The organism is Streptomyces sp. NPDC057010, assembly GCF_042673805.1.
Lineage (GTDB): Bacteria > Actinomycetota > Actinomycetes > Streptomycetales > Streptomycetaceae > Streptomyces.
Window position 1 is genome coordinate 1 of the sequence record NZ_JBHUSC010000034.1, and the last position, 25,843, is coordinate 25,843.

At 72.0% G+C, this 25,843-nt stretch carries 30 protein-coding genes and 1 riboswitch; of the genes, 15 read left to right on the plus strand and 15 right to left on the minus strand.

Annotated elements, in window-relative coordinates:
• Positions 1–14 precede the first annotated feature (14 nt).
• From ACFTXQ_RS24865 to ACFTXQ_RS24880, 4 genes are all read right to left on the minus strand, one after another.
• Positions 15–476 (minus strand): hypothetical protein, encoded by a 462-nt coding sequence (locus ACFTXQ_RS24865; RefSeq protein ID WP_382644313.1) that lies wholly within the window; start codon positions 474–476, stop codon positions 15–17.
• Between the two features lie 121 nt (positions 477–597).
• A complete protein-coding gene (locus ACFTXQ_RS24870) occupies positions 598–1,527 on the minus strand; it encodes a 1-phosphofructokinase family hexose kinase (RefSeq protein ID WP_382644315.1) in 930 nt (309 codons plus the stop codon).
• A gap of 103 nt (positions 1,528–1,630) precedes the next feature.
• Complete coding sequence (gene nagA / locus ACFTXQ_RS24875; RefSeq protein WP_382644317.1) at positions 1,631–2,794, minus strand: N-acetylglucosamine-6-phosphate deacetylase; 1,164 nt, start codon at positions 2,792–2,794, stop codon at positions 1,631–1,633.
• On the minus strand, positions 2,794–3,726 hold the full coding sequence (locus ACFTXQ_RS24880; RefSeq protein ID WP_382644434.1) for an ROK family protein: 933 nt from the start codon (positions 3,724–3,726) through the stop codon (positions 2,794–2,796). Before ACFTXQ_RS24880 ends, nagA begins: the two co-directional genes overlap by 1 nt.
• 177 nt (positions 3,727–3,903) lie before the next feature.
• Here ACFTXQ_RS24880 and ACFTXQ_RS24885 point away from each other — a divergent pair, with 177 nt between their 5' ends.
• From ACFTXQ_RS24885 to ACFTXQ_RS24900, 4 genes are all read left to right on the plus strand, one after another.
• Positions 3,904–5,205 (plus strand): extracellular solute-binding protein, encoded by a 1,302-nt coding sequence (locus tag ACFTXQ_RS24885; protein ID WP_382644319.1) that lies wholly within the window; start codon positions 3,904–3,906, stop codon positions 5,203–5,205.
• Between the two features lie 51 nt (positions 5,206–5,256).
• Positions 5,257–5,493 (plus strand): DUF3263 domain-containing protein, encoded by a 237-nt coding sequence (locus ACFTXQ_RS24890; RefSeq protein WP_382644321.1) that lies wholly within the window; start codon positions 5,257–5,259, stop codon positions 5,491–5,493.
• A gap of 56 nt (positions 5,494–5,549) precedes the next feature.
• On the plus strand, positions 5,550–6,404 hold the full coding sequence (gene otsB, locus ACFTXQ_RS24895; protein WP_382644323.1) for a trehalose-phosphatase: 855 nt from the start codon (positions 5,550–5,552) through the stop codon (positions 6,402–6,404).
• A 174-nt stretch (positions 6,405–6,578) separates the two neighbouring features.
• Entirely contained in the window at positions 6,579–7,202 is a 624-nt protein-coding gene (locus tag ACFTXQ_RS24900; RefSeq protein WP_382644325.1) for a GNAT family N-acetyltransferase, read from the plus strand.
• On the opposite strand, the gene ACFTXQ_RS24905 is transcribed toward ACFTXQ_RS24900, so the two are convergent.
• Positions 7,171–8,619, minus strand: coding sequence for a trehalose-6-phosphate synthase (locus ACFTXQ_RS24905; RefSeq protein WP_382644327.1), 1,449 nt, complete (start codon positions 8,617–8,619; stop codon positions 7,171–7,173). The two genes, ACFTXQ_RS24900 and ACFTXQ_RS24905, sit on opposite strands and share 32 nt — an antisense overlap.
• Before the next feature lie 46 nt (positions 8,620–8,665).
• A complete protein-coding gene (locus ACFTXQ_RS24910) occupies positions 8,666–9,616 on the minus strand; it encodes a glucosyl-3-phosphoglycerate synthase (RefSeq protein WP_382644329.1) in 951 nt (316 codons plus the stop codon).
• Positions 9,617–9,801: 185 nt separating this feature from the next.
• Positions 9,802–9,959, plus strand: a riboswitch (SAM riboswitch).
• 17 nt (positions 9,960–9,976) lie between these two features.
• Here ACFTXQ_RS24910 and thrC point away from each other — a divergent pair.
• From thrC to groL, 4 genes are all read left to right on the plus strand, one after another.
• Positions 9,977–11,251: a threonine synthase gene (thrC, locus tag ACFTXQ_RS24915; protein WP_382644331.1), complete on the plus strand. Its 1,275-nt coding sequence runs from the start codon at positions 9,977–9,979 to the stop codon at positions 11,249–11,251.
• 33 nt (positions 11,252–11,284) lie between these two features.
• Positions 11,285–11,563: a MoaD/ThiS family protein gene (locus ACFTXQ_RS24920; RefSeq protein WP_382644333.1), complete on the plus strand. Its 279-nt coding sequence runs from the start codon at positions 11,285–11,287 to the stop codon at positions 11,561–11,563.
• 397 nt (positions 11,564–11,960) lie between these two features.
• Positions 11,961–12,167 carry a cold-shock protein gene (locus ACFTXQ_RS24925; protein ID WP_189949539.1) on the plus strand — a complete coding sequence of 69 codons (207 nt, stop codon included), beginning with the start codon at positions 11,961–11,963 and terminating at the stop codon, positions 12,165–12,167.
• 320 nt (positions 12,168–12,487) lie between these two features.
• The gene (groL, locus tag ACFTXQ_RS24930; protein WP_382644335.1) at positions 12,488–14,107 is read left to right on the plus strand and encodes a chaperonin GroEL; all 1,620 of its coding nucleotides are present in this window, start codon (positions 12,488–12,490) and stop codon (positions 14,105–14,107) included.
• Between the two features lie 71 nt (positions 14,108–14,178).
• Here groL and ACFTXQ_RS24935 read toward each other — a convergent pair whose 3' ends face one another.
• On the minus strand, positions 14,179–14,676 hold the full coding sequence (locus ACFTXQ_RS24935) for a Uma2 family endonuclease (RefSeq protein ID WP_382644337.1): 498 nt from the start codon (positions 14,674–14,676) through the stop codon (positions 14,179–14,181).
• A gap of 211 nt (positions 14,677–14,887) precedes the next feature.
• Here ACFTXQ_RS24935 and ACFTXQ_RS24940 point away from each other — a divergent pair, with 211 nt between their 5' ends.
• Entirely contained in the window at positions 14,888–15,511 is a 624-nt protein-coding gene (locus ACFTXQ_RS24940) for a phosphoribosylanthranilate isomerase (RefSeq protein WP_382644339.1), read from the plus strand.
• Positions 15,512–15,581: 70 nt separating this feature from the next.
• Positions 15,582–16,337 carry a beta-glucanase gene (locus ACFTXQ_RS24945; RefSeq protein WP_382644341.1) on the plus strand — a complete coding sequence of 252 codons (756 nt, stop codon included), beginning with the start codon at positions 15,582–15,584 and terminating at the stop codon, positions 16,335–16,337.
• Positions 16,338–16,395: 58 nt separating this feature from the next.
• Here ACFTXQ_RS24945 and ACFTXQ_RS24950 read toward each other — a convergent pair whose 3' ends face one another.
• Together ACFTXQ_RS24950 and ACFTXQ_RS24955 are read right to left on the minus strand one after the other, a co-directional pair.
• Positions 16,396–16,650, minus strand: coding sequence for a DUF397 domain-containing protein (locus tag ACFTXQ_RS24950; RefSeq protein ID WP_382644343.1), 255 nt, complete (start codon positions 16,648–16,650; stop codon positions 16,396–16,398).
• Positions 16,634–17,473 (minus strand): Scr1 family TA system antitoxin-like transcriptional regulator, encoded by an 840-nt coding sequence (locus ACFTXQ_RS24955; protein ID WP_382644344.1) that lies wholly within the window; start codon positions 17,471–17,473, stop codon positions 16,634–16,636. Before ACFTXQ_RS24955 ends, ACFTXQ_RS24950 begins: the two co-directional genes overlap by 17 nt.
• 115 nt (positions 17,474–17,588) lie before the next feature.
• Here ACFTXQ_RS24955 and ACFTXQ_RS24960 point away from each other — a divergent pair, with 115 nt between their 5' ends.
• Together ACFTXQ_RS24960 and ACFTXQ_RS24965 are read left to right on the plus strand one after the other, a co-directional pair.
• Positions 17,589–17,807 (plus strand): hypothetical protein, encoded by a 219-nt coding sequence (locus tag ACFTXQ_RS24960; RefSeq protein WP_382644345.1) that lies wholly within the window; start codon positions 17,589–17,591, stop codon positions 17,805–17,807.
• An 89-nt stretch (positions 17,808–17,896) separates the two neighbouring features.
• Entirely contained in the window at positions 17,897–18,487 is a 591-nt protein-coding gene (locus ACFTXQ_RS24965; protein WP_382644347.1) for a hypothetical protein, read from the plus strand.
• Here ACFTXQ_RS24965 and ACFTXQ_RS24970 read toward each other — a convergent pair.
• The 4 genes from ACFTXQ_RS24970 to murQ form a co-directional block, all read right to left on the minus strand.
• Positions 18,471–18,851 carry a hypothetical protein gene (locus tag ACFTXQ_RS24970; protein WP_382644349.1) on the minus strand — a complete coding sequence of 127 codons (381 nt, stop codon included), beginning with the start codon at positions 18,849–18,851 and terminating at the stop codon, positions 18,471–18,473. The genes ACFTXQ_RS24965 and ACFTXQ_RS24970 overlap by 17 nt on opposite strands.
• Before the next feature lie 70 nt (positions 18,852–18,921).
• Positions 18,922–19,506, minus strand: a complete 585-nt coding sequence (locus ACFTXQ_RS24975) for a GNAT family N-acetyltransferase (RefSeq protein ID WP_382644350.1) — start codon at positions 19,504–19,506, stop codon at positions 18,922–18,924.
• Between the two features lie 103 nt (positions 19,507–19,609).
• Entirely contained in the window at positions 19,610–21,136 is a 1,527-nt protein-coding gene (locus ACFTXQ_RS24980; protein WP_382644352.1) for a PTS transporter subunit EIIC, read from the minus strand.
• A 32-nt stretch (positions 21,137–21,168) separates the two neighbouring features.
• Positions 21,169–22,104, minus strand: coding sequence for an N-acetylmuramic acid 6-phosphate etherase (murQ, locus tag ACFTXQ_RS24985; RefSeq protein ID WP_382644353.1), 936 nt, complete (start codon positions 22,102–22,104; stop codon positions 21,169–21,171).
• 293 nt (positions 22,105–22,397) lie between these two features.
• Here murQ and ACFTXQ_RS24990 point away from each other — a divergent pair, with 293 nt between their 5' ends.
• Both ACFTXQ_RS24990 and ACFTXQ_RS24995 read left to right on the plus strand, forming a co-directional pair.
• Positions 22,398–22,775, plus strand: a complete 378-nt coding sequence (locus ACFTXQ_RS24990) for a hypothetical protein (protein ID WP_382644355.1) — start codon at positions 22,398–22,400, stop codon at positions 22,773–22,775.
• A 16-nt stretch (positions 22,776–22,791) separates the two neighbouring features.
• Positions 22,792–23,061, plus strand: coding sequence for a DUF4031 domain-containing protein (locus ACFTXQ_RS24995; protein ID WP_382644357.1), 270 nt, complete (start codon positions 22,792–22,794; stop codon positions 23,059–23,061).
• Here the strand turns inward: ACFTXQ_RS24995 and ACFTXQ_RS25000 are convergent.
• Positions 23,058–24,275 (minus strand): Cmx/CmrA family chloramphenicol efflux MFS transporter, encoded by a 1,218-nt coding sequence (locus ACFTXQ_RS25000; RefSeq protein WP_382644436.1) that lies wholly within the window; start codon positions 24,273–24,275, stop codon positions 23,058–23,060. The genes ACFTXQ_RS24995 and ACFTXQ_RS25000 overlap by 4 nt on opposite strands.
• 88 nt (positions 24,276–24,363) lie before the next feature.
• A complete protein-coding gene (locus ACFTXQ_RS25005; protein ID WP_382644359.1) occupies positions 24,364–25,029 on the minus strand; it encodes a hypothetical protein in 666 nt (221 codons plus the stop codon).
• 118 nt (positions 25,030–25,147) lie between these two features.
• On the opposite strand from ACFTXQ_RS25005, the gene ACFTXQ_RS25010 reads away from it, so the two are divergent.
• Positions 25,148–25,834, plus strand: a complete 687-nt coding sequence (locus ACFTXQ_RS25010) for a copper homeostasis protein CutC (protein WP_382644361.1) — start codon at positions 25,148–25,150, stop codon at positions 25,832–25,834.
• Positions 25,835–25,843: the final 9 nt, after the last annotated feature.

Consider the following 25,843-nt stretch of genomic DNA (forward strand, 5'->3'; position numbering starts at 1 on the left):
CTTCACATCCGCGTCTAACCGCAGTGGACCCAGCCGCTGTTGCCGGTGTGCTTCTTGACGATGTAGGTGTCGTTGGGGCCGACCCAGGAGCCCGTGATGTCGCCGCGCACCCGCACGCAGCTGCCGGGGGCCTTCACGTAGACGGGGCCCGCGTACTGGGTGTAGGCGCGCTGGCCGTCGACGTCGCTCTTGCCGGCGCCCTCCAGGATGACGGACATGCCGTCGGTGACGTAGAACTGAGAGTCACGGCGCAGGATCGCGCAGTTCGTGCCCGTGGACGCGTTGTAGTACAGGAACAGCACGCCGGCCCCGGTGGCACCCTGGCTGTCACCGAGCGGGTAGGCGTCCTGCTGGTAGTAGCCCGCGCCGCACGAGCCACCCGAGATCGTCTGGGCCTCGGCGGGGACCGCGGCGAGCGCGGAGATGGCGACCACCCCGGTGGTGGTGGCGAGGAGGTTGCGGAAGAATCGCTTCACTGAGGTCAGCCCCGTAAGTTCGAAGATCAATTGAACTTGTTGATCTTAGATCCTCTTTATCCGGGGTTGCGCACCCGATGGTTCGTCAATGCCGGTGACCTCGCCGGACATTGACGTACGGTCAGCGGCCGCTTCCCTCGGTGACGGAGACGGCGAGCCTCAACTCCTCGTAGGCGCGGGGGTCGAACTCTCCCGCCGCCGGGGCCAGTACCGTGGCCGCCGAGAGGGCGACCGCGCGGGAGAGCCGCTCGGGCCAGTCCAGGCCCTCCGCCAGGGCGGACAGCAGGCCGGCCACCGCGGAGTCGCCGGCTCCGGTGGGGTTGCCGGACAGGGCGCGGGGCGGGGCCGCCTGCCAGGTGCCCTCGGGGGTGGCGGCCAGCAGGCCGTCCGGGCCGAGCGAGGTGACCACCGCGTGCGCGCCCCGGCGGCGGGCGTCGCGGGTGGCGGGCAGCGGCTCGCGGGACCCGGTCAGCTCGGCCAGCTCGGCGGCGTTCGGCTTGATCATCTCGGGGCGGGCGGCGACCCCGCGGCGCAGGGCCTCCCCGCTGGTGTCCAGGAGGACCGGCACCCCGGCCGCGCGGGCGGCCCGTACGAGCGCCGCGTACGCGCCCACCGGCACGCCCGGCGGCAGGCTCCCGCACAGGGCCACCGCGGCGGCGCCGTCCAGCAGGGCCTCGTAGCGGGCGAGGAACCGCGACCACTCCGCGGGAGTGATCAGCGGGCCCGGCTCGTTGAACTGGGTGGTGTCGCCGGAGGTGTCGTCGACCACGGCCACCGTGCGCCGCGTGGCGCCCGCGCAGGGCACCAGGGCGTCCACGACCTTCGGGGAGCGCTCCGCCAGCAGTTCCCGTACGAGGGTGCCGGCCGGGCCGCCCGCGAAGCCGGTCGCCGTCACCTCGTGGCCGAGCGCGGCCAGTACGCGGGCCACGTTGATCCCCTTGCCGCCGGGGCGCTCGTCGACGGCGGAGACCCGGTGCGAGGCGTGCGGGAGCAGCCGCGGCACACGGTAGGTGACGTCGAGCGCGGTGTTGAGCGTCACGGTCAGGATCATGAAGGGCACCCCCGGGGTTGTTGCTGCCGGGATCATGCCAAACGGAGGGCGGTCGGCCCAGCCCTCCGGGCCGACCGCCCCGCTCCGTACAGCCGCTTGGCCGTCAGGAACCGGAGGCGGCGCCCGGGCTGACGATCCATTCGCCCCGCCGCATGACGCCCTTGAGGTCGAACTCGGCGTCCAGGACGACGAGGTCCGCGTACTTGCCCGGCTCCAGCGAGCCGATCTCGTCGTACAGGCCGATCAGCTTGGCCGGGTTGGCGGAGATCGCCTGCACCACGGATTCCACCGGCAGCTTGTCGACGGTCACCGACCGCTTGAAGGCGGTGTCCAGGGTCAGCGTCGAGCCGGCGATGGAGCCGCCCTCCACGAGCCGGGCCACGCCCTCCTTGACCTCGACCTCCAGCGGGCCGAGGTGGTAGGTCCCGTCGCCGAAGCCGGCCGCGTCCATCGCGTCGGTGATCAGCGCGACGCGGTGCGCGCCCGCGTGGTGGAAGGCCAGCTCCAGGGCGGCCGGGTGCAGGTGGGTGCCGTCGTTGATGAGCTCGACGGTGATCCGCTCGTCCTCCAGCAGGGCCGCGATCGGGCCCGGTTCGCGGTGGGCGAGGCCCGGCATCGCGTTGAAGAGGTGGGTGGCCACGGTCGCGCCCGCGTCGATGGCCGCGCGCGTCTGCTCGTAGGTGGCGTCCGTGTGTCCGATCGCGGCGATGACCCCGTGCTCGGCGAGCAGCCGTACGGAGTCCAGGCCGCCCGGGAGTTCGGTGGCGAGGGTGAACATGCGGGCGGCGCCGTGGGCGGCGTCGACGAGCTTGCGGACCTCGGCCGGGTCGGGGTCGCGGAGCAGGTCCTCCTTGTGGGCGCCCTTGCGGCAGGCGTTGATGAACGGGCCCTCGAAGTGGACGCCCGCGATCTCGCCCTGCTGGGTCAGCTCGGCGAGCAGCCCGGCCCGCCGGGCCAGCTCGGCCAGGTCCCCGGTGACGGTGGAGGCGACGAGGGTGGTGGTCCCGTGCTCGCGGTGGGTCCGTACGCCCTTGAGGACCTCCTCGGCGGTGCCGGAGGTGAAGGAGGCGCCACCGCCGCCGTGGTTGTGCATGTCCACGAAGCCGGGGACGATCCAGTGCCCGGACAGGTCGACGACCCGCGCGCCCTCCCGGGCGCTGCCGGAGATCCGGTCGCCCTCGACGATGACCCGGCCGTTCGCGACGGTTCCGGTGGGCAGCACCACCCTGGCGCCGGAGAGAACAGTGCTGTGCGCGCTTCCGGACATCAGGCAGGTACCTCCGTGGCGAGTAGGTCCCAGGCGAGCAGCCCTGCGCCCAGGCATCCGGCGGTGTCCCCGAGGGCCGCCGGAACGATGTGGGGGAGCCGCTGGAACGTCACGCGCTCTTCCACTGCGGTCCGTAGTGGTGTGAACAAGGTTTCCCCCGCCTCGGCGAGGCCGCCACCGATGATCAGCGTGCGCGGGTCCAGCAGGGTGATCGCGGTGACCAGCCCGTCGGCGAGCGCGCCGACGGCGGCCAGCCACACCTCGCGGGCGCGCGCGTCGCCGGATTCGACGGCCTTGGCGCAGTCGGCGGCGTCGGCGTCGGGGTCGCCGGAGGCGGCCGCCCAGGCGCGGCTGACGGCGGAGGCGGAGGCCAGGGTCTCCAGGCAGCCGTGCTGGCCGCAGCCGCAGGCGGGGCCGCCGGGGCGGACCACGATGTGGCCGATCTCGCCGGCGTAGCCGTGGGCCCCGGCCTCGATGCGGCCGGCGATGCCGATGGCACCGGCGATGCCGGTGCCGAGCGGGACGAAGAGGAAGCGGTCGGCGTCCCGGCCGGCGCCGATGCGGCCTTCGGCGAGTCCGCCCGTGCGCACGTCGTGGCCGAGGGCCACCGGGATGCCGCCGAGGCGCCGGCTCAGCAGGTCGCGCATCGGTACGTCGCGCCAGCCCAGGTTCGCCGCGTAGACGGCGGTCCCGTTCTCGGCGTCGACGATGCCGGGCACGGCGACGCCGGCGGCCGAGGCGGCCCGCCCGAAGCGTTCGCGGCCGGTGTCGCGCAGCTCGGCGGCGAAGTCCAGGATCGTCTCGACGACGGCGTCGGGGCCCCGCTCGCGGCCGGTGGCGCGGCGGGCCTCGTGGAGCAGGGTGCCGTCGGCGGCGACCAGGGCGGCCTTCATCCCGGTGCCGCCCACATCGAGGGCGATGACGTGTTTCACGGGTTTCACAGGGGACAGTCTCGCGTGCTCGGCGGGGAAAGGTCTAGTCCATTGAGGGGGATTGTTGAGCTGCCATACAAATCCGGGACCCCGGTCTGGATCCGAATGTGGAACAGCTGCCAAAGTGGTGTAGACCTTACGTGGATCGTACGTACAACAAGGGGTGGAACGAGAACTGTGGAGCGCCGTTACCTGCCGGGCCTGGCCGCGTCCTGTGCCGCGCTGGGCCTGATCGCGACGCTGACGGGCTGCGGAGCCCTCGGCGGACTCACCGGGGACAACGAGGTGACCCTGCGGGTCGTGGCGGCCGACTACGGGGACAATCCGCAGAACTCCTCGGAGACGTACTGGAAGGCCCTCGCCGACGGCTTCGAGAAGGACAACCCCGGCGTGAAGGTCGAGGTCAGCGTCTACTCCTGGTCGGAGGTCGACGCCAAGGTCGCCGAGATGGTCAAGGCCGGCAAGGCCCCCGACATCGCGCAGATCGGCGCCTACGCCGACTACGCCGAGGCGGGCAAGCTCTACACGGCGGACGAGCTGCTCTCCGTCAAGACCGAGGCCGACTTCCTCGCGCCGCTCGCCGACGCGGGCAAGGTCAAGCGGGTCCAGTACGGGATGCCCTTCGTGGCCAGCACGCGGCTGCTCTTCTACAACGAGAAGCTGCTGGCCGACGCCGGGGTCATCCCCAAGGACTCCAAGGCCGGCTGGCAGCCCAAGAGCTGGGCGGAGCTGGAGGCGGCCGCCAAGAAGCTCAAGGCCGCCGGCGTCCCGACCCCCTTCGCCCTGCCGCTGGGCCGCGAGGAGGCGCAGGCCGAGACGATGATGTGGATGCTCGCGGGCGGTGGCGGCTACACCGACAACGAGGAGCAGTACGCGATCGACTCCGCCGAGAACGTCAAGGCCCTGGAGTTCCTGCGCGACAAGATGGTCGGGCAGGGGCTGACGGGGCCGGTGGAACCGGCGAAGCTCGACCGGCAGGCCGCCTTCGACGCCTTCACGCGGGGCGAGGTCGGCATGCTCAACGGGCACCCCACGCTCCTCAAGCAGGCGGCCGGCAAGGGCGTCAGGTTCGGCATGGTGACCATGCCGACCGCCGACGGCGCCGAGCACTCGGCGATGGGCGTCGCGGACTGGGTGATGGCCTTCAAGAACGGCCACCGCAAGGAGTCGGGGAAGTTCCTGGACCGGCTGTTCGAGACGAAGAACGTGACGGCCTTCACCAACACGTACGACCTGCTGCCCGCGACGACCACCGGCTACCGGGCCATGGCGAACGGTACGGGCGGCTCCGCGCCGCAGCTGAAGACCTTCCTGGACGCGCTGCCGACCTCGAAGCTGTACCCGGTGGGCAAGAAGTCCTGGGCGGGCGTCAGCGAGGACATCAAGCAGAACATCGGCAAGAGCGTGCAGCCCGGCGGGCAGCCGGAGCGGGTGCTGGGGGACATCGCGACGGCGGCGCGGGCGGCGGACCCGCGCTAGCCCTGTGGAGGGCGCCCGGGGGGTGTCAGCGGTCGGCGTTAATCTGGCGGTATGACGGACGAGGGGCAGCTGACGGCCACCGAGGCCGCGGTGCTCGCGTACGAGGCACGCACCTGGCCGGGGCCCGGGGCCAAGGAGCGGGCGATACGGGAGGGGCTGGGGATGACCCCCGTCCGCTACTACCAGCTGCTCAACGTGCTGATGGACGACCCGCGCGCCCTCGCCCACGCGCCGGGCACGGTGAACCGGCTGCGGCGCATCCGCGAAGCACAGCGGGCCAGGCGGTAGGGCGGTCCCCGGCGGCACCGTAGCCGTCCCCGGGCGGGGCCGTTAGGGTCGTCCGTATGGGGAGCCATCCGCACGACCGCGACCTGCCGATGCCCGACACCGCAGCCGGACGCGAGGGACTCGAAGCCCTGCTCCGCGCACCCCGGCGATCCGTGATCGCCCTCGACTTCGACGGCACCCTCGCCGAGATCGTCCCCGACCCGGACCAGGCCCGGGCCCACCCCACGGCCGTCCCGGCCCTCTCCGCCCTCGCCCCCCAGGTGGCGTCGGTCGCGGTGATCACCGGCCGGCCGGCGGGGGTCGCCGTGCGCTACGGCGGCTTCGCCGGGGTTCCCGGACTGGAACACCTGGTGGTCCTCGGCCACTACGGGGCCGAGCGGTGGGACGCCGTCACCGGCATCGTCCACGCCCCGGCCGAGCACCCCGGGGTGGCGGCGGTCCGGGCGGAGCTGCCGGGGTTCCTGGAGTCGATCGGGGCCTGGCGCGGCACGTGGATCGAGGAGAAGGGCCGGGCCCTGGCGGTCCACACCCGCCGCGCGGCCGACCCGGCGGCCGCCTTCGCGGCCCTGCGCGAACCCCTCACCGAGCTGGCGGCGCGGCACGGGCTGATGGTCGAACCGGGGCGGGCCGTCCTGGAGCTCCGTCCCCCCGGCACGGACAAGGGCGTCGCCCTCACGGAATTCCTCGCCGAGACGGACGCGGAGGCGGTCCTGTACGCCGGCGACGACCTGGGCGACCTCGCCGCCTACTCGGCGGTGGAGAAACGCCGCGCCGACGGCCTCCCGGGGCTGCTGGTGTGCAGCGGCTCGGCGGAGGTCCCGGAACTCGCCGCCCGCGCCGACCTGGTCCTCCCCGGCCCGGCCGCCGTTGCCGCCTTCCTGGCCCAACTGGCGGCGGCCTTGCGGGGCTAGGACCGCCCCCGCCGCGCGGCGAGGGCCGGCCATCTCCCCCTCGGGCCGCCGAGCCCAGCCGGTGGCTGCCCACCCGCCCCCGACCGCGGGTCCGGGACCGCCGGTCGTCGTCGACAGCCGGACCGCTCGCGACTGCGTCGTGCGGATTCGCCAGATCACGTGAAAGAGGGTGGGATGAGCCAGTCGTCACAGATCGGCATCGACCGGCTCGACGGCACGGCCGCAGCGTCGGCCGAGGATGCCTTCCGGCAGGTCTACGCCGAGGCGTTCGCCGAGCCGCCCTATGACGAAACCGAGGCGGACGTGGCGGCCGCCTTCCGGCGTTTCCGGTCCCAGACCCGCAAGATCACGTTTCGCGCGGTCCTGGCCACAGCGGATGACGGCCGCCCGGTCGGCATGGCGTACGGCCACCACCTCCCCCCGGAGGCGGTGTGGTGGGGGCAGCTCACGGAGCCGGTATCCGAGGAGATGCGCCGTGAGGACGGCCGCCGGACCTTCGGCCTGATGGAACTCGCCGTGCGCGCCGGCTGGCGTCGATCGGGCGTGGCCCACCGGCTGCACGAAGCCCTGCTCACCACCTTCGAGGCCGAGAGGATCCTGCTCAACGTCCACCCGGACAACAGGGCGGCCGTGGCCGCGTACCGTGCATGGGGCTACCGCAAGGTGGGCGACGCCCTCCCGTGGCCCGGAGCCCCTCTGCACGACGTGATGCTGCTCGCCTTGGACGCCCGCCGGACGGCCAAGACCGGGCCGCCGCCTCCCGGGGCTATGCGCGGAGGTCCGCCAGCTGGGACGTGAACCACTGGGCCGGGGGGAGGGCCGTGGCGGCCGCGGCCAGGCGTTTCGTGCGTTCCGCGCGTTCGGCGGCCGGCATGGACAGCGCCGCGTGCAGGGCCGACGCCGTCTCCGAGACGTCGTACGGGTTCACCGTCAGCGCCTCCTCCCGCAGCTCCCCGTACGCCCCCGCCCCCGTGGACAGCACCAGGGCACACCCCGCCTCCGACACCACCGGGATCTCCTTCGCCACCAGGTTCATACCGTCCCGCACCGGGTTCACCAGCGCCACGTCCGCCAGCCGGTACACGGCCAGCGAGCGCGCGAAGTCGTCCTGCACCGACACCAGCACCGGCTGCCAGTCCGCCGTGCCGAACTCCGCATTGATCGCGGCCGCCAGTTCCCGTACCGACTCCGTGTAGTCCCGGTACACCTTCAGGTCCTGCCGGGACGGGTACGCGGAGGCCAGGTGCACCACCCGGCCCCGCCACTCGGGGTGGACCGTCAGCAGCTCCCGGTACGCCAGCAGGCCCCGCAGGATGTTCTTCGACAGCTCCGTGCGGTCCACGCGGACGATCGTCTTCAAGCCGCCGACCTCCGCCCGCAGGGACGCCAGCTTGTCGTCCACCTCCGGCCGGTGCGCCAGCGCCCGCAGCTCGTCCCCGTCCACCCCCAGCGGGTACCTCGTCACGTGCGTGAACCGCTCCTCGCCGCCGGCCCTGGTGTGCTTCACCCCGCGCAGCGGGTCCTCCCCGCCCGGCAGGTGGGTCCGCGCGACGCCGCTCGCGTCCTCGATCCGCGCGCTCGTCATGAAGGCGAGCGCCCACTCGTCCGTGTGGAACCCCAGCCGGTCCGCCCCGAGCATCCCCCACACCAGTTGCGACCGGATGTCGGCCGGGAGCAGGTCCATGAACTCCCGGGCGGCCCACGGCGTGTGCGTGAAGTGCCCGATCCGCAGGTCCGGCCGCAGCCGGCGCAGCGCCCCCGGCACCAGCGCCAGGTGGTAGTCCTGCACCAAGACGGCCGCGCCCTCGGCCGCCTCCTCGGCCAGCGCCTGCGCGAAGGCCCGGTTGTAGGCGGCGTACGACTCCCACCGGCGCCGGAACTCCGCGTCGAAGACCGGCTCGCGCGGGATGTCGTACAGGTGGTGGTGGGTGAACCACAGCACCGAGTTCGCGATGCCGTTGTACGCGTCGTCGTACACCGCGGGATCGATGTCCAGCATCCGGACCCCGGGCTCCGCGACGCCCCGGCGGACCGCCTCCCGGTCCGCGTCCGAAAGGGCCGCGCAGATCCACAGCGCCTCCGGCTGCTCCGCGAGGGCCGCGGAGAGTCCGGAGACGAGACCGCCCCCGCCGCGCCGGGCACCGAGCGTGCCGTCGGCGGCGAGGGCGTAGGAGAGCGGGCCGCGGTTCGCTGCAACGAGTACCTGAGAAGCCATGCGGCCAACCTAGCCCGGCCCGCCCCCGCTCAAACCGTACGTTCCGTCACGCCACGCGACGCAGCGCGTACTCCTTGATGCCCAGCATCGGCGGCCGTTCCTCGGTGTCCACCGCGTACGTGCGCGGTACGAACCCCTCCGGGCCCCGCTCGAACTGCGTCAGCTCCGGCCGTACGAGGTGCCCGCGCGAGAGCCGTACCTGGGCCGTCCGGTAGATCGCCGCGGCCATCCGGCCCAGCGCCTGCCCGTCCTGGTGGCGGTGGTGCCGTACGCCCACGTCCACCTGAGCCAGCGCGTCCAGCCCGACGGTGTGCAGCGCGTCGACCAGCAGGCCCAGCTCCACCCCGTACCCGACGGGGAACGGCAGCCGCTCCAGCAGGGACCGGCGCACGGCGTACTCGCCGCCCAGCGGCTGCACGAAACCGGCCAGCTGCGGCCAGTGGAGGTTCAGGAGGGGACGGGCCACCAGCTCCGTCACCCGCCCGCCCTGGCCCGGGGCCTCGCCCAGCGGGCGGTCGTACATGGCCTTGACGAACTGCACCTCCGGATCGGTCAGCAGCGGCCCCACGATCCCGGAGACGAAGGAGGCCGAGAAGTCCCGCAGGTCGGCGTCGACGAAGCAGACGATCTCCCCGGTGGCCGCCAGCAGGGAGCGCCACAGCACCTCGCCCTTCCCCGGCAGTGCCGGGATCCGCGGGAGTATCTCGTCGCGGTGCACCACGCGGGCGCCGGCCTTCGCCGCCACTTCCGCCGTAGCGTCGCTGGAGCCCGAGTCGATCACGATCAGTTCGTCGACCAGCGGGGCCGGCGGTCCCTCCATCAGCTCACGCCGGATGATCTCGACGATCTCACCGACCGTCGCCTCCTCGTCGAGCGCGGGCAGCACCACGCTGACCGTGGTCCCAGCCGCCCGTTTCCGTTCCAGCAGCTGGTCGAGCGGTCGGTCGGCGGCTGCCCAGGAGCGGACGGCCAGCCAGCGCTCCACCTCTTCCAGCACTGTGAGCACTCCCTGTGGCTTGGTCGGTTTGACCGAAAAGAGATCCATCTCGCGGTTCGGACGGCTGTCTCAACCGCCCGGCCCTTCGGTTACAGTCTTGAACAACGCGAAGGACCACCGCATGCCGGGGGTCCTCGCGCACAAACGCACCGGCGCGCCATAGAGCGCGTGTGCCGGTGCCATACCGCTCATCCAGAGGGGCAGAGGGACACGGCCCGTTGAAGCCCCGGCAACCCTCCAGTCGGTTCTCGCGATGCGTCTTGGACGCACCCCCGCGAGGTCCCCGGCTAGGGAAGGTGCCAATTCCGTCTCATGGCGAAGTGCGCCATGGGGAAGATGAGGAGAAAGGGCCTCGCCATCATGGCTGCACAGACTGTCGCCACCTCTGTTGATCTCGGACCCGCCACGGGTCTTTCCTGTCGCGAGTGCGGCACCCGCTTCGAGCTCGGCCCCATCTTCGCGTGCGTCGAGTGTTTCGGACCGCTGGAAGTCACCTACGAGCTCCCCACCGGTGACCCCGAGGCCCTGCGCGCCGCCATCGAGGCCGGCCCCAACAACATCTGGCGCTACGCGCCGCTGCTGCCCGTCCCCGCGGACGTGGCCGACAAGCCGAGCCTGAACCCCGGCTTCACCAAACTCGTGGACGCGGAGAACCTGGCCAAGGCGCTGGGCGTCACCGGCAAGCTCTACGTCAAGGACGACTCCGGCAACCCGACGCACTCCTTCAAGGACCGCGTCGTGGCCATCGCCGTCGAGGCCGCCCGCGCCTTCGGCTTCACCACCCTCTCCTGCTCCTCCACCGGCAACCTGGCCGGCGCCGTCGGCGCCGCGGCCGCCCGCGCCGGCTTCCGCTCCTGCGTGTTCATCCCGCACGACCTGGAGCAGGGCAAGGTCGTCATGGCCGGTGTCTACGGTGGCGACCTGGTCGGCATCGAGGGCAACTACGACGACGTCAACCGCTTCTGCTCCGAGCTCATCGGCGACCCGCTGGGCGAGGGCTGGGGCTTCGTCAACGTCAACCTGCGCCCGTACTACGGCGAGGGCTCCAAGACCCTCGCGTACGAGATCTGCGAGCAGCTCGGCTGGCAGCTCCCCGACCAGATCGTCATCCCGATCGCGTCCGGCTCCCAGCTCACGAAGATCGACAAGGGTCTGCAGGAGCTGATCAAGCTCGGTCTCGTCGAGGACAAGCCGTACAAGATCTTCGGCGCCCAGGCCGAGGGCTGCTCCCCGGTGTCCACCGCCTTCAAGGCCGGCCACGACGTGGTCCGCCCGCAGAAGCCGAACACCATCGCCAAGTCGCTGGCCATCGGCAACCCGGCGGACGGCCCGTACGTCCTGGACATCGCGCGCCGCACCGGCGGCTACGTCGAGGACGTGACCGACGAGCAGGTCGTCGAGGCCATCAAGGTCCTCGCGCAGACCGAGGGCATCTTCGCCGAGACCGCGGGCGGCGTGACCGTCGGCGTAACGAAGAAGCTCATCGAGAACGGCCAGCTCGACCCGACGCTGACCACCGTCGTCCTGAACACCGGTGACGGCCTCAAGACCCTGGAGGCGGTGGCCGCGGACAGCGGCCAGACCGCCACCATCCGCCCGAGCCTGGACGCGTTCCGCGCCGCCGGCCTGGCCTGACCCTCCCCTGCACACCGGAAAGGCAGTAGCGCCATGAGCGTCAACGTCCGCATCCCCACCATCCTGCGCACCTACACCGGCGGCCAGGCCGAGGTGCCCGCCGAGGGCGAAACCCTGGCCCAGGTCATCGCGTCGCTGGAGAAGAACCACCCGGGCATCGCGGCCCGCGTCCTGGACGACCAGGGCAAGCTGCGCCGCTTCGTCAACGTGTACGTCAACGACGACGACGTGCGCTTTGAGGGCGGGCTGGAGGCGGCGACGCCGGACGGCGCCGGCGTTTCGATCATTCCGGCCGTCGCGGGCGGCTGCTGATCACCTTCCGGGTGACACGCGCAAACCAGAATTGCCCCCTCCGCTAAAAGCGGAGGGGGCAATTCTGCTTGATTGGGCGCGGTAGAGTTGGGGAAGTCCCCTCCGCTGTTCTTGCCCGCCGCATATGAACGGGCCGTGTGAGGGTCGACATCGGGTCAATGTGCAAGTGCGGTATGGGGCTTTGGCGCGATATGCCGGGCCCGAGTTGCCCTGGAATATGCCAAATTTTCACTCTATTTCAATGTATCCGTGTGTCCAGAATTCTCGTCGGATTGACCTGTTGCAGACAGCACCGGCGCAGATACATTCAGCCTCGGTCGACGCGTTCCGACGCAAGTTCTGACCCGGGAACGCGAAGTGCGCTCCCGCGCAAGGGCCAGTAATAGGGGAGTTAGGCATGGCTCAGGGCACCGTCAAGTGGTTCAACGCGGAGAAGGGCTACGGCTTCATCGCGGTCGACGGTGGTGCGGATGTGTTCGTCCACTACAGCGCCATCCAGATGGACGGGTACCGCACCCTTGAAGAGGGTCAGCGGGTCGAGTTCGAGATCTCGCAGGGCCAGAAGGGTCCGCAGGCGGACATGGTCAAGCTCGCCATCGGCTAGTCCTGGCGCGATCGACCGCCGACGCGACAGCGTTGATTCAAGACGTACGAGGGGCCCACATCCTGGACACGGGATGTGGGCCCCTCGCGCGTCGCCGGTGTGTTCACTGGGGTGTTCCCCCAAGCCGCTTGCACTCGGGGGGGTCGAGTGCTAATCATTGGCGTTAGCACTCTCCAGGTGAGAGTGCTACTGAACGAGGACCGGGTCGGTGAGGCCCGCAGGGTCCGGCGGGAAGGAACCGCCGGGCACGCAGGCCGTCCGTCGCGGGCGCGGGCGCGGTCCTGGGAGCAATCCACCGCTGTCCGGGAGGACCACTTCAGATGGCCAAGATCATTGCGTTCGACGAGGAGGCCCGGCGCGGTCTCGAGCGTGGCATGAACCAGCTCGCCGACGCCGTCAAGGTCACCCTTGGCCCCAAGGGTCGCAACGTCGTCCTTGAGAAGAAGTGGGGCGCGCCCACGATCACCAACGACGGTGTCTCCATCGCCAAGGAGATCGAGCTCGAGGACCCGTACGAGAAGATCGGCGCCGAGCTGGTCAAGGAAGTCGCCAAGAAGACGGACGACGTCGCCGGCGACGGTACGACCACCGCGACCGTGCTCGCCCAGGCGCTCGTCCGCGAGGGCCTGCGCAACGTGGCCGCCGGCGCCAACCCGATGGCCCTCAAGCGCGGCATCGAGAAGGCCGTCGAGGCCGTCTCCGGCGCCCTGCTGGAGCAGGCGAAGGATGTCGAGACCAAGGAGCAGATCGCTTCCACGGCCTCCATCTCCGCCGCCGACACCCAGATCGGCGAGCTCATCGCCGAAGCCATGGACAAGGTCGGCAAGGAAGGCGTCATCACCGTCGAGGAGTCCCAGACCTTCGGTCTGGAGCTGGAGCTCACCGAGGGCATGCGCTTCGACAAGGGCTACATCTCGGCGTACTTCGCCACCGACATGGAGCGTATGGAGTCGGCTCTCGACGACCCGTACATCCTGATCGTCAACTCCAAGATCGGCTCGGTCAAGGACCTGCTGCCGCTCCTGGAGAAGGTCATGCAGTCCGGCAAGCCGCTGCTGATCATCGCCGAGGACGTCGAGGGCGAGGCCCTGTCGACCCTGGTCGTCAACAAGATCCGCGGCACCTTCAAGTCCGTCGCCGTCAAGGCCCCGGGCTTCGGTGACCGCCGCAAGGCCATGCTCGGCGACATCGCCATCCTCACCGGTGGCACGGTCATCTCCGAGGAGGTCGGCCTCAAGCTCGAGAACGCGGGCCTGGACCTGCTGGGCCGCGCCCGCAAGGTCGTCATCACCAAGGACGAGACCACCATCGTCGACGGTGCCGGTGACAGCGACCAGGTCGCCGGTCGCGTGAACCAGATCCGCGCCGAGATCGAGAACTCCGACTCGGACTACGACCGCGAGAAGCTCCAGGAGCGCCTCGCGAAGCTGGCCGGCGGCGTGGCCGTCATCAAGGCCGGTGCCGCGACCGAGGTCGAGCTCAAGGAGCGCAAGCACCGCATCGAGGACGCCGTTCGCAACGCGAAGGCGGCCGTCGAGGAGGGCATCGTCGCCGGTGGTGGCGTGGCCCTGCTGCAGGCCTCCTCCGTCTTCGAGAAGCTGGACCTCTCGGGTGACGAGGCGACCGGCGCCAACGCCGTGAAGCTCGCCCTGGAGGCCCCGCTCAAGCAGATCGCCGTCAACGGTGGTCTCGAGGGTGGCGTCGTCGTGGAGAAGGTCCGCAACCTGACCGTCGGCTGGGGCCTGAACGCCGCGACCGGCGACTACGTCGACATGATCGCCGAGGGCATCATCGACCCGGCGAAGGTCACCCGCTCTGCCCTGCAGAACGCGGCGTCCATCGCGGCCCTCTTCCTCACCACCGAGGCCGTCATCGCCGACAAGCCGGAGAAGGCCGCCGCCGCTCCGGGCGGCATGCCGGGCGGTGACATGGACTTCTGATCGGCCCCTGGCTGATCGGCTGTTCTCGAACGAGGGCGGCACCCCCCGTGGGGGTGCCGCCCTCGGGCGTTTCAGAAGCCTGTCGTGTCGATCGTGAAGTCGAATGGCTTCGGAACGTACAGCGGCTCGCCGAACGAGACCGTCGTACGGGAGCGGTACCCGTGCGGGGAGGGGTCCCAGAAGCAGGTGATCTCCGCATCCTGCATGTCGACGACCAGGTAGATGGGAACGAGCAGGCCGTACACCTCCAGCTTGTCGTTCCAGTCCGCGTCCTTGGTGGAGACGGAGGTGAACTCGCCGACCAGTGACAGAGCCGCTGCGTCTGCGTGCAGACCTTCTTCCTCGAAGGCCGCCTCGTCCGCGACGTACAGGCCTGGTCCGTAACCGCGCTCCGCTGCCGGGAACCGGAACAGGAAGGGTGACGTATCCGCGAAGTGCCCCTCGGGGACGTGGGCCTGGAGCTGCGCGCGGAGCAGACGCATACGACGGGAGTAGCGCAGTTTGGAAAACGGCGACACGATGATCTTCCCCCGGATGAGCTCGGCCTTGAAGCCGTCTGGCGTCTCCATCTCCGCGACTGTGTGCAGGAGAGTCTCGAATGATGGCGGCGACAGGCTCTCTATCGGTGTGGCCCGGTCGGTCATGATCGTCACCGTCGTCCTCCGGATGGCATGCTGTGCCCTGATCGTGTGCCTCGTCCCAGGCTAGCGGCGGGAAGACCGCATGCCCGGCCTATGGGACGCATCGCCGTGGGCAGGCATGGTTTGGTTGACTGCTGCCATGACGGACGGGACGAGCGTGTTCATCAAGATCTGCGGGCTCAAGACGGCGCGGGACGTCGAGGTCGCCGTGGCGGCCGGGGCCGATGCCGTCGGGTTCGTCTTCGCGCCCGGCAGTCCGCGTACGGTCGATGCCGCCACGGCGCGGGCGCTGGCGGCGCTGGTGCCGGATTCGGTGCTCACCGTCGGGGTGTTCCGGCGGCAGTCGGTGGCGGAGGTGCGCCGGTTCGCCGAGGAGAGCGGCGTACGGGGTGTGCAACTGCACGGTGAAGAGGGGCCCGAGGATTTCGCGGCGCTGCGCGCCGAGGGCCGGACGCTGCTGCGGGCCACCGCCGAGCACGTGGAGCGGTGCGGGGAGTACGGCGAGGACCTGCTCCTGATCGACGCCCCCGACCCCGGCTCCGGCAAGCCGTGGAACTGGGGCTCCGCGGACTTCACCGCGCCCGAGGGGCGCTGGCTGCTGGCCGGCGGGCTGACCCCGGCGAACGTGCGGGAGGCCGTCGAGGTCACCCGGGCCTGGGGAGTGGACGTGTCCAGTGGTGTGGAGCGCGAGCGCGGGGTGAAGTCGCCGGAGCTGATCCGGGCCTTCATCGAGGCCGCCCGGGGAGCCGGCTCTTCGCACTGAGGGTATTCGTAGCATTACTCTCAGCGAGAAACCGGGGTGTGGGCGGGCCCGGCGGGGGCAGAGGAACCGCATGGTCATCGACACCCTGGGCCGGCTGTTCGCGCCGCGCCGGGCCCCCGTCTTCACCGCCGACTTCGCCTCCTCCACCCAGTGGATCGCCGGCCGTTCGTGGGCCTATCCCGACGGCGGCCCGGTCAACCCGGGCGACAACAAGCTCGACCACCTCACCGCCGACCCCGCCTACAGCCGCGGCGGCGTCTTCCGCGCGACGCTGCGCCCCGACGGGAACTGGGACACCGGACTGCTCACCACCGAGGGCAGCGAGGAAGGCTTCATGCTGCGCACCGGCGACGTCCTGGAGGCCCGGGTGAAACTGCCCGAGGTGCTCGGGGCGTGGCCCGCGATCTGGACCTGGCGGGACGGCGGCCAGGAGATCGACGTCTTCGAGTACCACCCCGACAACCCCGATCTGCTGGAGCTGTCGAACCACGTCCGCGAAGCCCACCGCTACCACCGGGACCCGGCGGTCCGGCCCGGCGGCTGGATCGACCTGAAGGTGGAGTTCGGGAAGGGCTCGGTCGTCTGGTGGGTGGACGGGATCCGTGCGTTCAGCGACGGCAGGGGCGTGGGCCGCGCCTGGCGCGCGTACCTCATCGTCAACCTGTCGGTCTCGGCCGGGCGTTACCACCCGGCGCCGGCGCCGGAGGCCACGGAGATGTCCTACGAGGTGTCGCAGCTGCGGGTGTACCGGTCCGGCCGCTCCGGCTGGCCGGGCTGGCCCGGCTGGTTGAGCCGGGTGCCCGCGCCTTCGGTGCCACCGGCCTGACGCTGCGCGAAGGAAGCCGGGGGGATCCGTGCCCGCCCGGCTCCTACGCCGTCGTGGATCAGAGGCTGGTGACGAAGGCCGCCCAGGCCGGGGCGTTGAAGGTGAGGTGGGGGCCGTCCGGGACCTTGGAGTCCCGGACGGGGACGAGGCCGGGGTGGTCGTCGGAGACTTCGAGGCAGTTGCCGCCGTCGCCACCGCTGTGGGTGGACTTGCGCCAGGTGGCCATCTCCAGGCAGTCGCCGCCGTCACCACCGCTGTAGGTCGACTTGTGCCACACGGCGGCCGACAGGTCGTACTCAGTTGTGCTGATCATGTGCGTAATCCTCTGCCACGGACTCGACCAGAGCCAGGGATTGGCTGGGTGACAGCGCGCTCGCCGTGAGGAGATCGTAGGTCAGGCTGTGCCGGGCGACCTCAGCCGGATCATCCAACAGCCTTCCTGTTCCATTGCTTTGGACGTAGGCGAGCGGAGGAGCGTCCTCGAAGGACATCAGCTTGAGGGGGCCCATCAGGGCGGCGTGGGCTCCGGCACTGAACGGGACCACCTGCACGATGACCCTCCGCGCCCGGATCAGGGCCGCGATGTGGTGCAGGGCCTCGGCCATCACCGCGCTGCTGCCGACCACGCGCCGGAGTACCGCCTCGTCCAGCACGCACCACAACAGGGGCGTTGTGGGATCGGAGAGGAGCGAGGCCCGCGCCAGCCGGGCCTCGGTCAGCTCGTCGATGACGTTCTGTGTCGCGGTGGGCTGGTAGGCGTGGAAGACCTCGCGGGCGTACGCCTCCGTCTGGAGCAGTCCGGGGATGAGCAGGGGCGCGTACTCGCGGATGGCTTTGGCCTCCGCCTCGGCTTCGGCGGCCTCCGCGAAGTGGTCGGGGTACTTGGACTTGGCGGACGCCGCGCAGTTGCGAACGAAGAAGCCGCCGGTGTTGAGCAGTTCGTCTATCGGCCGGGCGAGTTCGAGGGTGATGCGGCGGGTGCCGGCTTCCATCTGGCCGATGTACGAGCCGCTCACGAACAGCGGCTCGCCGAGCTCGGTCTGGCTGAGGCCCGCGCGTTCGCGCGCGACGCGCAGCTCGGCGCCGAGCAGGGCTCGGGGTGAGGAGGAGGGATCGAGATCCTTGGGTGCGGGCATGGCAACTCCTGTTGCAACGGCACGTGTTGCTGTATCTGCCTGCTTGCAAGGCTAGCCGCGGCGTCGCCACGCTGAGTGAGGAACATGAACACTCAGAGTAGAAAGGTGACATGTCATGGTGCTCTCTCCGCAGGAGCGGATGCGGGCGGCCGAAGAAGCCGTCCGGCAGCTGAAGGAGTCCCTGGCCGGAGTGGGGGTGGTCTTCCCCTCCCTCCGTGTGGAAGGGGTCTCGGCGGCCGGCTCGTACGGCCTGCCCCTCGTCGACCTGGGCCGCTGCAATCTGGACACCGCGCTCCGGCTGGCCGCCGTACTCCACGAGCGGGCGCACCCGTGAGCGAGGCGGTGGAGTGGGGCTTCGAACTGGGCTGGAAGCTCCACGCGTTGGAAGCGGCCCTTGTCAGTGGCGGATGGAAGCGTGGAGGCATGGGACTGACGGTGCGCGTGCAGCGCGACGACGACGGCGGGGGCGACGGCGGGCCGTGGACCGCCGTGGGGGACGACGGGGAGCGGAGGGAGACGCGGACGGCGGACACCGCGGACGAGGCGACCGCTCTCGTACAGGAGGCCTTCGGGATGAAGGCGTGGCGGCCGCAGCCGCCTCCGCCGCCCGGGTGGCAGCGGTTCACGCTGATCCACTGCCCGGTGGGGGAGTGTCCGGGGTTCGAGGACGCGCGCTACGACCGGCTCAAGGCGGAGCCGCCGCAGGGCTGCGTGGCCGAGGAGATCGGCGGGTACTTCGGGCTGCGGTGCGAGCGGCCGGGGGCGCGGCTGCTGGATGCCGTCGCCGCCACGTGCGCCGAGGTCCGGGGCGGGTACGGGCTGCTGATGACCGATCTCGGCATCGAGAAGCTGTGGGAGTGGTCGGCGGACGGCACGGACGGCTGGGGCGCGGAGATCGTGGGCCAGTTGCTGCTGATGGCGGCGGAGCGGGGACCGAAGCTCGGCTACTCCGTGGACGATCTGGCCCGGTTCCTGCGGGCGGCGGCGGGGGCGGACCTCAGGCGTAGTGGCTGAGGATGAACAACAGCGTGGCGGTGTGTGCCGTGGCCTGGAGGCCGGTCATCCAGGCCCGTGCTCCGGCGAACGGCAGGTGTCGGGCCGGCCAGGACACCGCGAGGAGGCCCGCGACGAGGGTGAGGGCGAGGGCCCCGAGCACCCACGTGCCCGGAACTCCGTGGGCGCAGCCTTCCCCGTAGGTGATGCAGCGGCCCGCGCGCGGAGAGGCCAGTACGGCGACGAAGGTGGCGATCAGGGAGGGGATCAGCAGGCCGAGCCCGATGCCGGCCGTCATGCGGGCGCGGCGGTCTCGTACGCGCGGCTCCCGGTCCTCCTGGATCTGGGGGGTGGCGGGGACCGGAGCGGCGACGGGTGTGGTCATGGCCCCATTGGACCGTGTGGGGGTCCGCGGGTGATCGGCCGACGTACTCAGGCGGTGTAGGTAGCCGGGCTCAACCGTCCGTGCGCAGGCGGGCGTGGAGGTGCTCGTCGTGCCAGCCGTCCGCGTGGAGGAGGGCGCCGCGCATGGTGCCCTCCAGGGGGAAGCCCGCCTTGGTCGCGATGGCGCAGGAGGCGGGGTTGCCCGCCGAGTGGGTGATGCGAAGGCGGTGCAGTCCGAGGTCCTCGAAAGCCCAGCGGGCCAGGCGGGACGTGGCCGCGACCATGGCACCGCTGCCGCGGCCCGCGGGCAGCAGCCAGTAGAGGAACTCGCCGCTGCCGCCGCGCAGATCGAGGTCGGCCAGGCCGATCAGGCCGACGGCCGGGCCGCCGTCGGCGGGGGCGATCGCCCAGATCGCGGCCTCCTCGGCCTGCCAGAGGTCGCGGAACCGCGTGATGCGCTCCTCCGCCTCCGCCGCAGTGCGGTGGCCCGGGCGGTTCCAGTGCCGGATGTCCGGGTCCTCGTACGCCGCGACCAGCGCGGGGGCGTCGTCCTGGGTCCAGGGGCGCAGGTGCAGGGGTCCCGGGAGGGCGAACGCCGGCTGCGGGAGGGCGCACATCCGGCCGGCCGGGACCACGGGGGGTATGTCGTTGATCATCCCTCCAAGGGTGCCAGACAGCCGGGCGGTGCCGAGGGAAGCCGGGTGCGCACGGCAACTGGCGTAGAGCCGCTCCCCGCCGGCCGGCCGAGGGGGAGGGGCTCTACGCCAGCGCCGGCTCCTTCGCCGGGTCCGGGCCCGTGCCCGGGGCGGTCGGGGGCGGCGGTGGGGCGGGGTCCGTGTTGAGGTCGGTCAGCATCTGGCGGGTGAAGCCGAAGAAGTACGTGGCGATGAAGCCCGCCGCGTAGCCGACCGTCAGCCCGCCCGCGTAGGTGGCGACGGTGGCGAACACGCCCGACGTGCCGTCCAGGAGGGGGAAGAGGGCCCAGCCCGAGGGGCCGATGGCGGTGGAGCCGAAGCCGATGCCGAGCTGGTTGAAGAGGCCGATGAAGGCGCCGCCGGCCGCGCCGCCGACGCAGGCGGTGACGAAGGGGCGGCCGAGGGGGAGGGAGACCCCGTAGATGAGGGGCTCGCCCACCCCCAGGAACCCGGCCGGGAGCGCCGACTTGACGGTGGCGCGCAGCGAGCCGTTGCGCGGGAGCCGGCAGTAGACGGCGATGGCCGCGCCGACCTGGCCCGCGCCGGCCATGGCGAGGATGGGGAGCAGGACGGTGTAGCCGGACTGCTCGATGAGGGTGGTGTGGATGGGGATCAGGGCCTGGTGCAGGCCCAGCATGACGAGCGGGAGGAAGAGGCCGCCCAGGACCAGGCCCGCGAAGGCGCCGCCGGTGGCGAGCAGCCAGTTGGCGAAGCCGCCGATGGCGGTGGAGGCCTCGCCCGCGAGGAACATGAGGCCGTAGATGGTGACCAGGCCCGGGACCAGGACGGTGAGGGTGGGCGTGACCAGGACGTCCAGGGCCTCGGGGACCCGGCGCCGGCACCACTTCTCCACGTACACGGCGAGGAGCGCGGCCGCGAGCGCGCCCAGGACGCCGCCCTGGCCGGGGGAGAGGTGCCGGCCGAAGGCGTCGATCTTGGCGATGCCGGGGAAGACGATGATCGCGGCGACCGCACCGCCCAGGACGGGCGTGCCGCCGAACTCCTTGGCGGTGTTGTGGCCGACGAAGACGGCGATCAGCGACATGAACCCGGAGGCCATGGCGGCGAGCGCGGGGACGACGGCGGGCAGCGAGCCCGTGTTGGTGAGGATTCCGTTCAGGCCCGCGATGATGCCGCAGCCGATCAGGGCGGGGATGAGCGGGACGAAGATGTTCGCGATGCGGCGCAGGAACAGCTTGAACGGGGTGGAGTTGCGGGCCTTCCGGGCCTGCTTCAGCGCCGCGCCGCGGGCGGCGAGGTCGTCGGCCGTGACGCCGTGGGGTGCGGGTGCGGGCGCTGCCGCCGGTTCGGGTGCCGCCGTTGGCTGCAGGCGGGCCTCCGCCACGAGCGCCTCGAATTCCGGGGTGACGCGGGCGACGGCGCCCGGGCCCAGCACGATCTGGTACGTGTCGTCCTCGACCACGCCCATGACCGCCGGGAGGGCCTTCAGGGCCTCGTCCTGGACGAGCGAGCGGTCGCGGAGCGCGATGCGCAGGCGGGTCATGCAGTGCGCGATCGAGGTGATGTTGTCCGGGCCGCCGACGAGGGGCAGGATCGCGGCGGCCGTGGCGCGGTGCTTGTCAGTGGGCATGTGGGGGCGCCTTGCGTGGGGAGGGAGAGGGGTCAGCTGGTCCGGGGCGTCTGGGCCAGGGCCTCGCGGAGGTGGCCGCGGGAGGCGGCCAGCAGGGCGGCGGCCCGCGCGGCGTCGACCGCGCCGAGGATGACGAGGACGGCGTTCTTGACCTCGCCGCCGGTGGCGGTCAGCGCGGCCTCGATCTCCTCGTCGGGCGCGCCGGTGGCCAGCGCCACGATGCGCCGGGCGCGGGCCCGCAGCTTCTCGTTCGAGGAGCGCATGTCGACCATGAGGTTCCCGTACGTCTTGCCCAGGCGGATCATGGTGATCGTCGAGATGAGGTTGAGGACGAGCTTCTGCGCGGTGCCGGCCTTCAGGCGGGTGGACCCGGTGAGCAGTTCGGGGCCGACGACGACCTCGATGCCGTGTTCGGCGGCCGCGGCGAGCGCGGAGCCGGCGTTGCAGGAGAGCCCGACGGTGAGCGCGCCGCGCGTACGGGCGAACTCGACGGCGCCGATCGCGTACGGGGTGCGGCCGGAGGCCGAGATGCCGATCACCGTGTCGTCGGGGGTGAGGTCCAGCGCGGTGAGGTCCCGCGCGGCCAACTCCCCGGAGTCCTCGGCGCCTTCGACGGCCCGGAACATGGCGGAGGGGCCGCCCGCGATGAGGCCGACGACCTCGGCGGGGTCGGTGTTGAAGGTGGGCGGGCACTCGCTGGCGTCCAGCACGCCCATCCGCCCGGCCGTGCCGGCGCCCGCGTAGACCAGCCGCCCGCCGCGTGCCATCCGTACGGCGATCGCGTCGATCGCGGTGGCGATGTGCGGGAGTTGGGCGGCGACGGCGGCCGGGACGGTGGCGTCCTCGGCGTTCATGGTGCGGGCGATGTCGAGGGTGGAGAGCCGGTCGATCTCGGCGAGCTCGGGGCGGAAGGCCTCGGTGGTCAGGGTGTCGAGCTGTGCGCGGAGCGCGGCGTGCGCGGGGGTCATCGACGGGGCCTCCTGGCGGCTGTGGGGTGGCTGCGGGCTGGGGCTGCGGCTCTTGCGCTGGCGCCATGGTGGCACTGCCGGAGCCCCGGGAGGCCGGGCGCGCCCGGTGCGCCTCCCGGCTTCGTGCGCCGTCCACCGCGTTGGCGGCGCGGCACGGGCGGGGGCCTGCCGCTGCCGGAGCGTGCGTACACCCGTACCGTGTGTGGCCGGCCGCGCGGTGACCAGCGGTCCGCCGGGCAGTGCGGGGCGGGCATCCCCTCCCCTTATGGGCGGGGAGGGGTCAAAATGAGCGCATGGACCACGCAACCCCCCTGGAGCAGGCGCTGCACGTCGCACGTGCACTTGTTCTCGCCGATCTCGCCGCCGGCGAGGTCGCCGATGCCGATGTCGTCTCCCTCGTCGAGGACTCGGTCACACACCGCCGGTGGTGGGTGGAGCAGTGGCCGGAGGGGGTCGACTACCTTGCCGGACTCGTCGCCCAGGACGTGCAGGACGCGCTGCTGGAGAAGTACGGGCGCTGGCCGCTGTGCCCCGTATGCGAGCACGGAGACCCGCACGCGCTGGACGTGGAGCCGGAATTGGGGCCGGACCCGCACTGGGTGTGCTCGGAGGCCGGTGTGAGGGTGGCGGCCGTGGGCGCGCTCGGCCCCGTCTTCCACCCGGGCCGGTGAGGCCGGTGAGCCGCCGGTGACGCTGTACATCGACCCGCCGACCTGGCCGGGCCACGGCCGCATGTGGTCGCACCTGGTCAGCGACGTCTCGTACGAGGAACTGCACGCCTTCGCGGCGGGCATCGGCTGCCCGCCGCGCGCCTTCGAGCGGGACCACTACGACGTCCCGTCGCACCGCTACGCCGACGCGGTCGGCGCGGGCGCGGTCGAGATCGGCAGCAAGGAACTGGTCCGCCGCCTCACGGCGGCCGGCCTGCGCCGCCCGAAGGGCCGGGCGACGGCCTAGGCGTGTTCGGTTACCGGGGTTGCCGGGGTGGGGGTTGAAGAGGTGACCACGCGGGTCGTGCGGGGTGGGGTGCGGCGGTCCAGGCGGAGGGCGACCGTGGTCAGGGCGATCGCGGTGAGGGTCATGGCGGCGCCCGCCCAGGCGGTGGCGGAGAAGCCGAGGTCCGCGTCGATGACGGTGCCGCCCAGCCAGGGGCCGCCGGTGTTGCCGAGGTTGAAGGCGGCCGTGGTGGTGGCGCCGGCCAGGGTCGGGGCGGCGCCGGCCACGTTGAACATGCGGGCGTTGAGCGCCGGGGCGGTGAAGAAGGCCGAGAAGCCGATCAGGAAGGCGAGGGCGATCGCCGCGACCTGGAACGACGCCAGCAGGGCGAGCGCGGTCAGGAAGACGGTCGAGGCGGTGATGCCCCAGATCATCACGCCGAACAGGTGCGCGTCGGCGACCCGGCCGCCGGCCGTGGTGCCGGCCAGGGCGCCGATGCCGAACAGGGCGAGGATCCACGGGACCCAGCCCGACTCCAGCCCGGCCACGTCCGTGAGCAGCGGCGACAGGTAGCTGAAGGCGCAGAACACGCCGCCCGCGGCCAGGGCCGTGATCCCGATGGCGAGCCACACCTGGCGGTCGCGGTAGATGCGCAGCTCGCGCCCGAGCGACGGCTTCTCGGCGGGCAGCGGGATCTTCGGGATCAGCACCAGGATGCCGGCGAGGGCGATCGCCGAGGCCGCGCCGACCGACCAGAACGCGGAGCGCCAGCCCAGGTGCTCCCCGAGGAAGGCGCCGGCGGGCACGCCGAGGACGTTGGCGATGGACAGGCCGCCGATCATGACGGCCATCGCGCGGGCCCGCTGGTCCTTGTCGACCATGGCGATGGCCACGGCCGCGCCGACGGCCCAGAAGCCGGCGCAGGCGAGGGCCGAGACCACGCGGGAGGCGAAGAGGAGCTCGTACGAGGGGGCCAGCGCGCCCGCGACCTGCCCGAGGCCGAAGAGGCTGATGAGGGAGATGAGGGTGGTGCGGCGCGGCAGCCGCAGCGTGGCCACGGCCAGCAGCGGCGCCCCGACGACCATGCCGATCGCGAACGCGGATATGAGCAGGCCCGCCTGCGGGATGGTGACGTCCATGTCCGCGGCGATGGGCGGCAGCAGGCCCGAGAGCATGAATTCGCTGGTCCCGAGCGCGAAGACGGAGAGACCGAGGACGTAGACGGCGATGGGCATGCGGGGGCGTGCGTCGGCTGCGGGCATGACTGTCACCAACCATGGCGAACGGGATCAAATTCCCCGGGCGTGTGTCAGTTGCGTGACATCAGGCGGGCTCGGTGAGCCGGGCGAGCTCGGCGCCGAGGTTCGCGCGGGCCGGGGCCTCCCAGTGGGCGGCGCCGTACGGGGTGCGGAAGAGCCGCGGCAGGTCGAGCAGCTGGCGCAGTACGGCCGCCCGGCCGGCGCGGAAGGCTTCGTCGGGGACGAAGCCGTACTCGGCGCGGACGGCGGCGGCGTAGGCGGCGTAGGCGCCCGCGTCCCCCGCGAGGACGGCCAGGTCCGCATCGCACAGCGCCTCGCCGTTGGTGTCGCCGGGGGCGGGGTCGTGGGTGACGGTCAGCCGGACCAGCCGGGCCACCTCGGCGGTGCGGGCGGCGTCGATGCCCAGCTCGGGGAGGGCGCGCTCGGCGAGGGCGGCGCTGCGCTCCTCGTTCTCGGAGCGGTCGGGGCGGTAGACGGCGTCGTGGAACCAGGCGGCGAGGCGCACGGCGGCGGGGTCGGCGGCGTGCGGCGCCAGTACGTCGATCCGCGCGAGTACGTCGGCCAGGTGCGCGGTGGTGTGGTAGCGGCGCTGCGGCTCCGCCCAGGCGGTGAGGAGGCGGTCGGCGTAGGGCTCCGGATCGCGGTCGGCCGGCGCTCCGGCGGCGGCGGTGGTCTCCCGCCAGTGGGCGCGAAGGGCGGTCGTGTCGGTGTGCGGGGTGCCTGTGTCCATGGGCACATTGTGGGGGTGGCGTGATTGTGCTGGTGGAGCGGTGGTGGAGGCCCGTACCCTGGATATTGGACTAGACCTATTTTCGCTGGTTCGCCAGTCTTCCGAAGGATGGGATCGAATGAGCAACCGTGCGCTCCTGGAGGTGATCGCCCTCGACGTGGAGGACGCGGTCGCGGCCCAGGCCGGTGGAGCGGACCGACTCGAGCTGGTCACCGACATGGCCGCCGACGGGCTCACCCCGCCGCGCGAGACCTTCGCGGCGATCAGGGCGGCGGTCGACATTCCGCTGCGCGTGATGCTCCGGAAGACGGACGGTTTCGCCGCGGGCGACCTCTCCGTACTGGTCGGGGCGGCGCGGGAGCTGCGGGCGGAAGGGGCGGAGGAGTTCGTCCTCGGCTTCCTGAACCCGGACGGCACCCCCGACCTGACCGCGGTCGAGGCGCTGACGGCGGAGCTCGGCGGCTGCCGCTGGACCTTCCACCGGGCGATCGACCGGGCCGCGGACCGCGACGGGCTGCGCAAGGCGCTGGCGGACCTGCCCGGTCTGGACACCTACCTGACGGCGGGCTCGGCCGCCGGGGTCGACGAGGGCCTGCCGGTGCTCGTGGCGGAGGCGGCGCGGCGGGGCGAGCCCGGGTACGGGCCGCGGATCCTGGTCGGCGGCGGCCTGGCGCTGTCCCACCTGCCGGTGCTGCGCGGCGCCGGCATCGACGCCTTCCACATCGGCGGCGCGGCCCGCCCCGACGGCTGGGGCCGCCCGGTCTCGCCCGCCGCCGTCGCCGCATGGCGAGCCGCCCTGTCCTGACCCCCGGGA

Bases quoted from the DNA above. Each gene is read 5' to 3' on its own strand.
- thrC (WP_382644331.1), top strand. From the start codon at position 9,977: ATGGCTGCACAGACTGTCGCCACCTCTGTTGATCTCGGACCCGCCACG.
- ACFTXQ_RS25005 (WP_382644359.1), bottom strand. From the start codon at position 25,029: ATGGACACAGGCACCCCGCACACCGACACGACCGCCCTTCGCGCCCAC.
- ACFTXQ_RS24905 (WP_382644327.1), bottom strand. From the start codon at position 8,619: ATGGCTTCTCAGGTACTCGTTGCAGCGAACCGCGGCCCGCTCTCCTAC.
- murQ (WP_382644353.1), bottom strand. From the start codon at position 22,104: ATGACCCCCGCGCACGCCGCGCTCCGCGCACAGCTCGACACCCTGACC.
- ACFTXQ_RS24925 (WP_189949539.1), top strand. From the start codon at position 11,961: ATGGCTCAGGGCACCGTCAAGTGGTTCAACGCGGAGAAGGGCTACGGC.
- groL (WP_382644335.1), top strand. From the start codon at position 12,488: ATGGCCAAGATCATTGCGTTCGACGAGGAGGCCCGGCGCGGTCTCGAG.
- nagA (WP_382644317.1), bottom strand. From the start codon at position 2,794: ATGTCCGGAAGCGCGCACAGCACTGTTCTCTCCGGCGCCAGGGTGGTG.
- ACFTXQ_RS24990 (WP_382644355.1), top strand. From the start codon at position 22,398: ATGGACCACGCAACCCCCCTGGAGCAGGCGCTGCACGTCGCACGTGCA.
- ACFTXQ_RS24940 (WP_382644339.1), top strand. From the start codon at position 14,888: ATGACGGACGGGACGAGCGTGTTCATCAAGATCTGCGGGCTCAAGACG.
- ACFTXQ_RS24920 (WP_382644333.1), top strand. From the start codon at position 11,285: ATGAGCGTCAACGTCCGCATCCCCACCATCCTGCGCACCTACACCGGC.
- ACFTXQ_RS24950 (WP_382644343.1), bottom strand. From the start codon at position 16,650: ATGATCAGCACAACTGAGTACGACCTGTCGGCCGCCGTGTGGCACAAG.
- ACFTXQ_RS24945 (WP_382644341.1), top strand. From the start codon at position 15,582: ATGGTCATCGACACCCTGGGCCGGCTGTTCGCGCCGCGCCGGGCCCCC.
- otsB (WP_382644323.1), top strand. From the start codon at position 5,550: ATGGGGAGCCATCCGCACGACCGCGACCTGCCGATGCCCGACACCGCA.
- ACFTXQ_RS24935 (WP_382644337.1), bottom strand. From the start codon at position 14,676: ATGGAGACGCCAGACGGCTTCAAGGCCGAGCTCATCCGGGGGAAGATC.
- ACFTXQ_RS25010 (WP_382644361.1), top strand. From the start codon at position 25,148: ATGAGCAACCGTGCGCTCCTGGAGGTGATCGCCCTCGACGTGGAGGAC.
- ACFTXQ_RS24955 (WP_382644344.1), bottom strand. From the start codon at position 17,473: ATGCCCGCACCCAAGGATCTCGATCCCTCCTCCTCACCCCGAGCCCTG.
- ACFTXQ_RS25000 (WP_382644436.1), bottom strand. From the start codon at position 24,275: ATGCCCATCGCCGTCTACGTCCTCGGTCTCTCCGTCTTCGCGCTCGGG.
- ACFTXQ_RS24980 (WP_382644352.1), bottom strand. From the start codon at position 21,136: ATGCCCACTGACAAGCACCGCGCCACGGCCGCCGCGATCCTGCCCCTC.
- ACFTXQ_RS24870 (WP_382644315.1), bottom strand. From the start codon at position 1,527: ATGATCCTGACCGTGACGCTCAACACCGCGCTCGACGTCACCTACCGT.
- ACFTXQ_RS24965 (WP_382644347.1), top strand. From the start codon at position 17,897: ATGGGACTGACGGTGCGCGTGCAGCGCGACGACGACGGCGGGGGCGAC.
- ACFTXQ_RS24960 (WP_382644345.1), top strand. From the start codon at position 17,589: ATGGTGCTCTCTCCGCAGGAGCGGATGCGGGCGGCCGAAGAAGCCGTC.
- ACFTXQ_RS24900 (WP_382644325.1), top strand. From the start codon at position 6,579: ATGAGCCAGTCGTCACAGATCGGCATCGACCGGCTCGACGGCACGGCC.
- ACFTXQ_RS24975 (WP_382644350.1), bottom strand. From the start codon at position 19,506: ATGATCAACGACATACCCCCCGTGGTCCCGGCCGGCCGGATGTGCGCC.
- ACFTXQ_RS24890 (WP_382644321.1), top strand. From the start codon at position 5,257: ATGACGGACGAGGGGCAGCTGACGGCCACCGAGGCCGCGGTGCTCGCG.
- ACFTXQ_RS24970 (WP_382644349.1), bottom strand. From the start codon at position 18,851: ATGACCACACCCGTCGCCGCTCCGGTCCCCGCCACCCCCCAGATCCAG.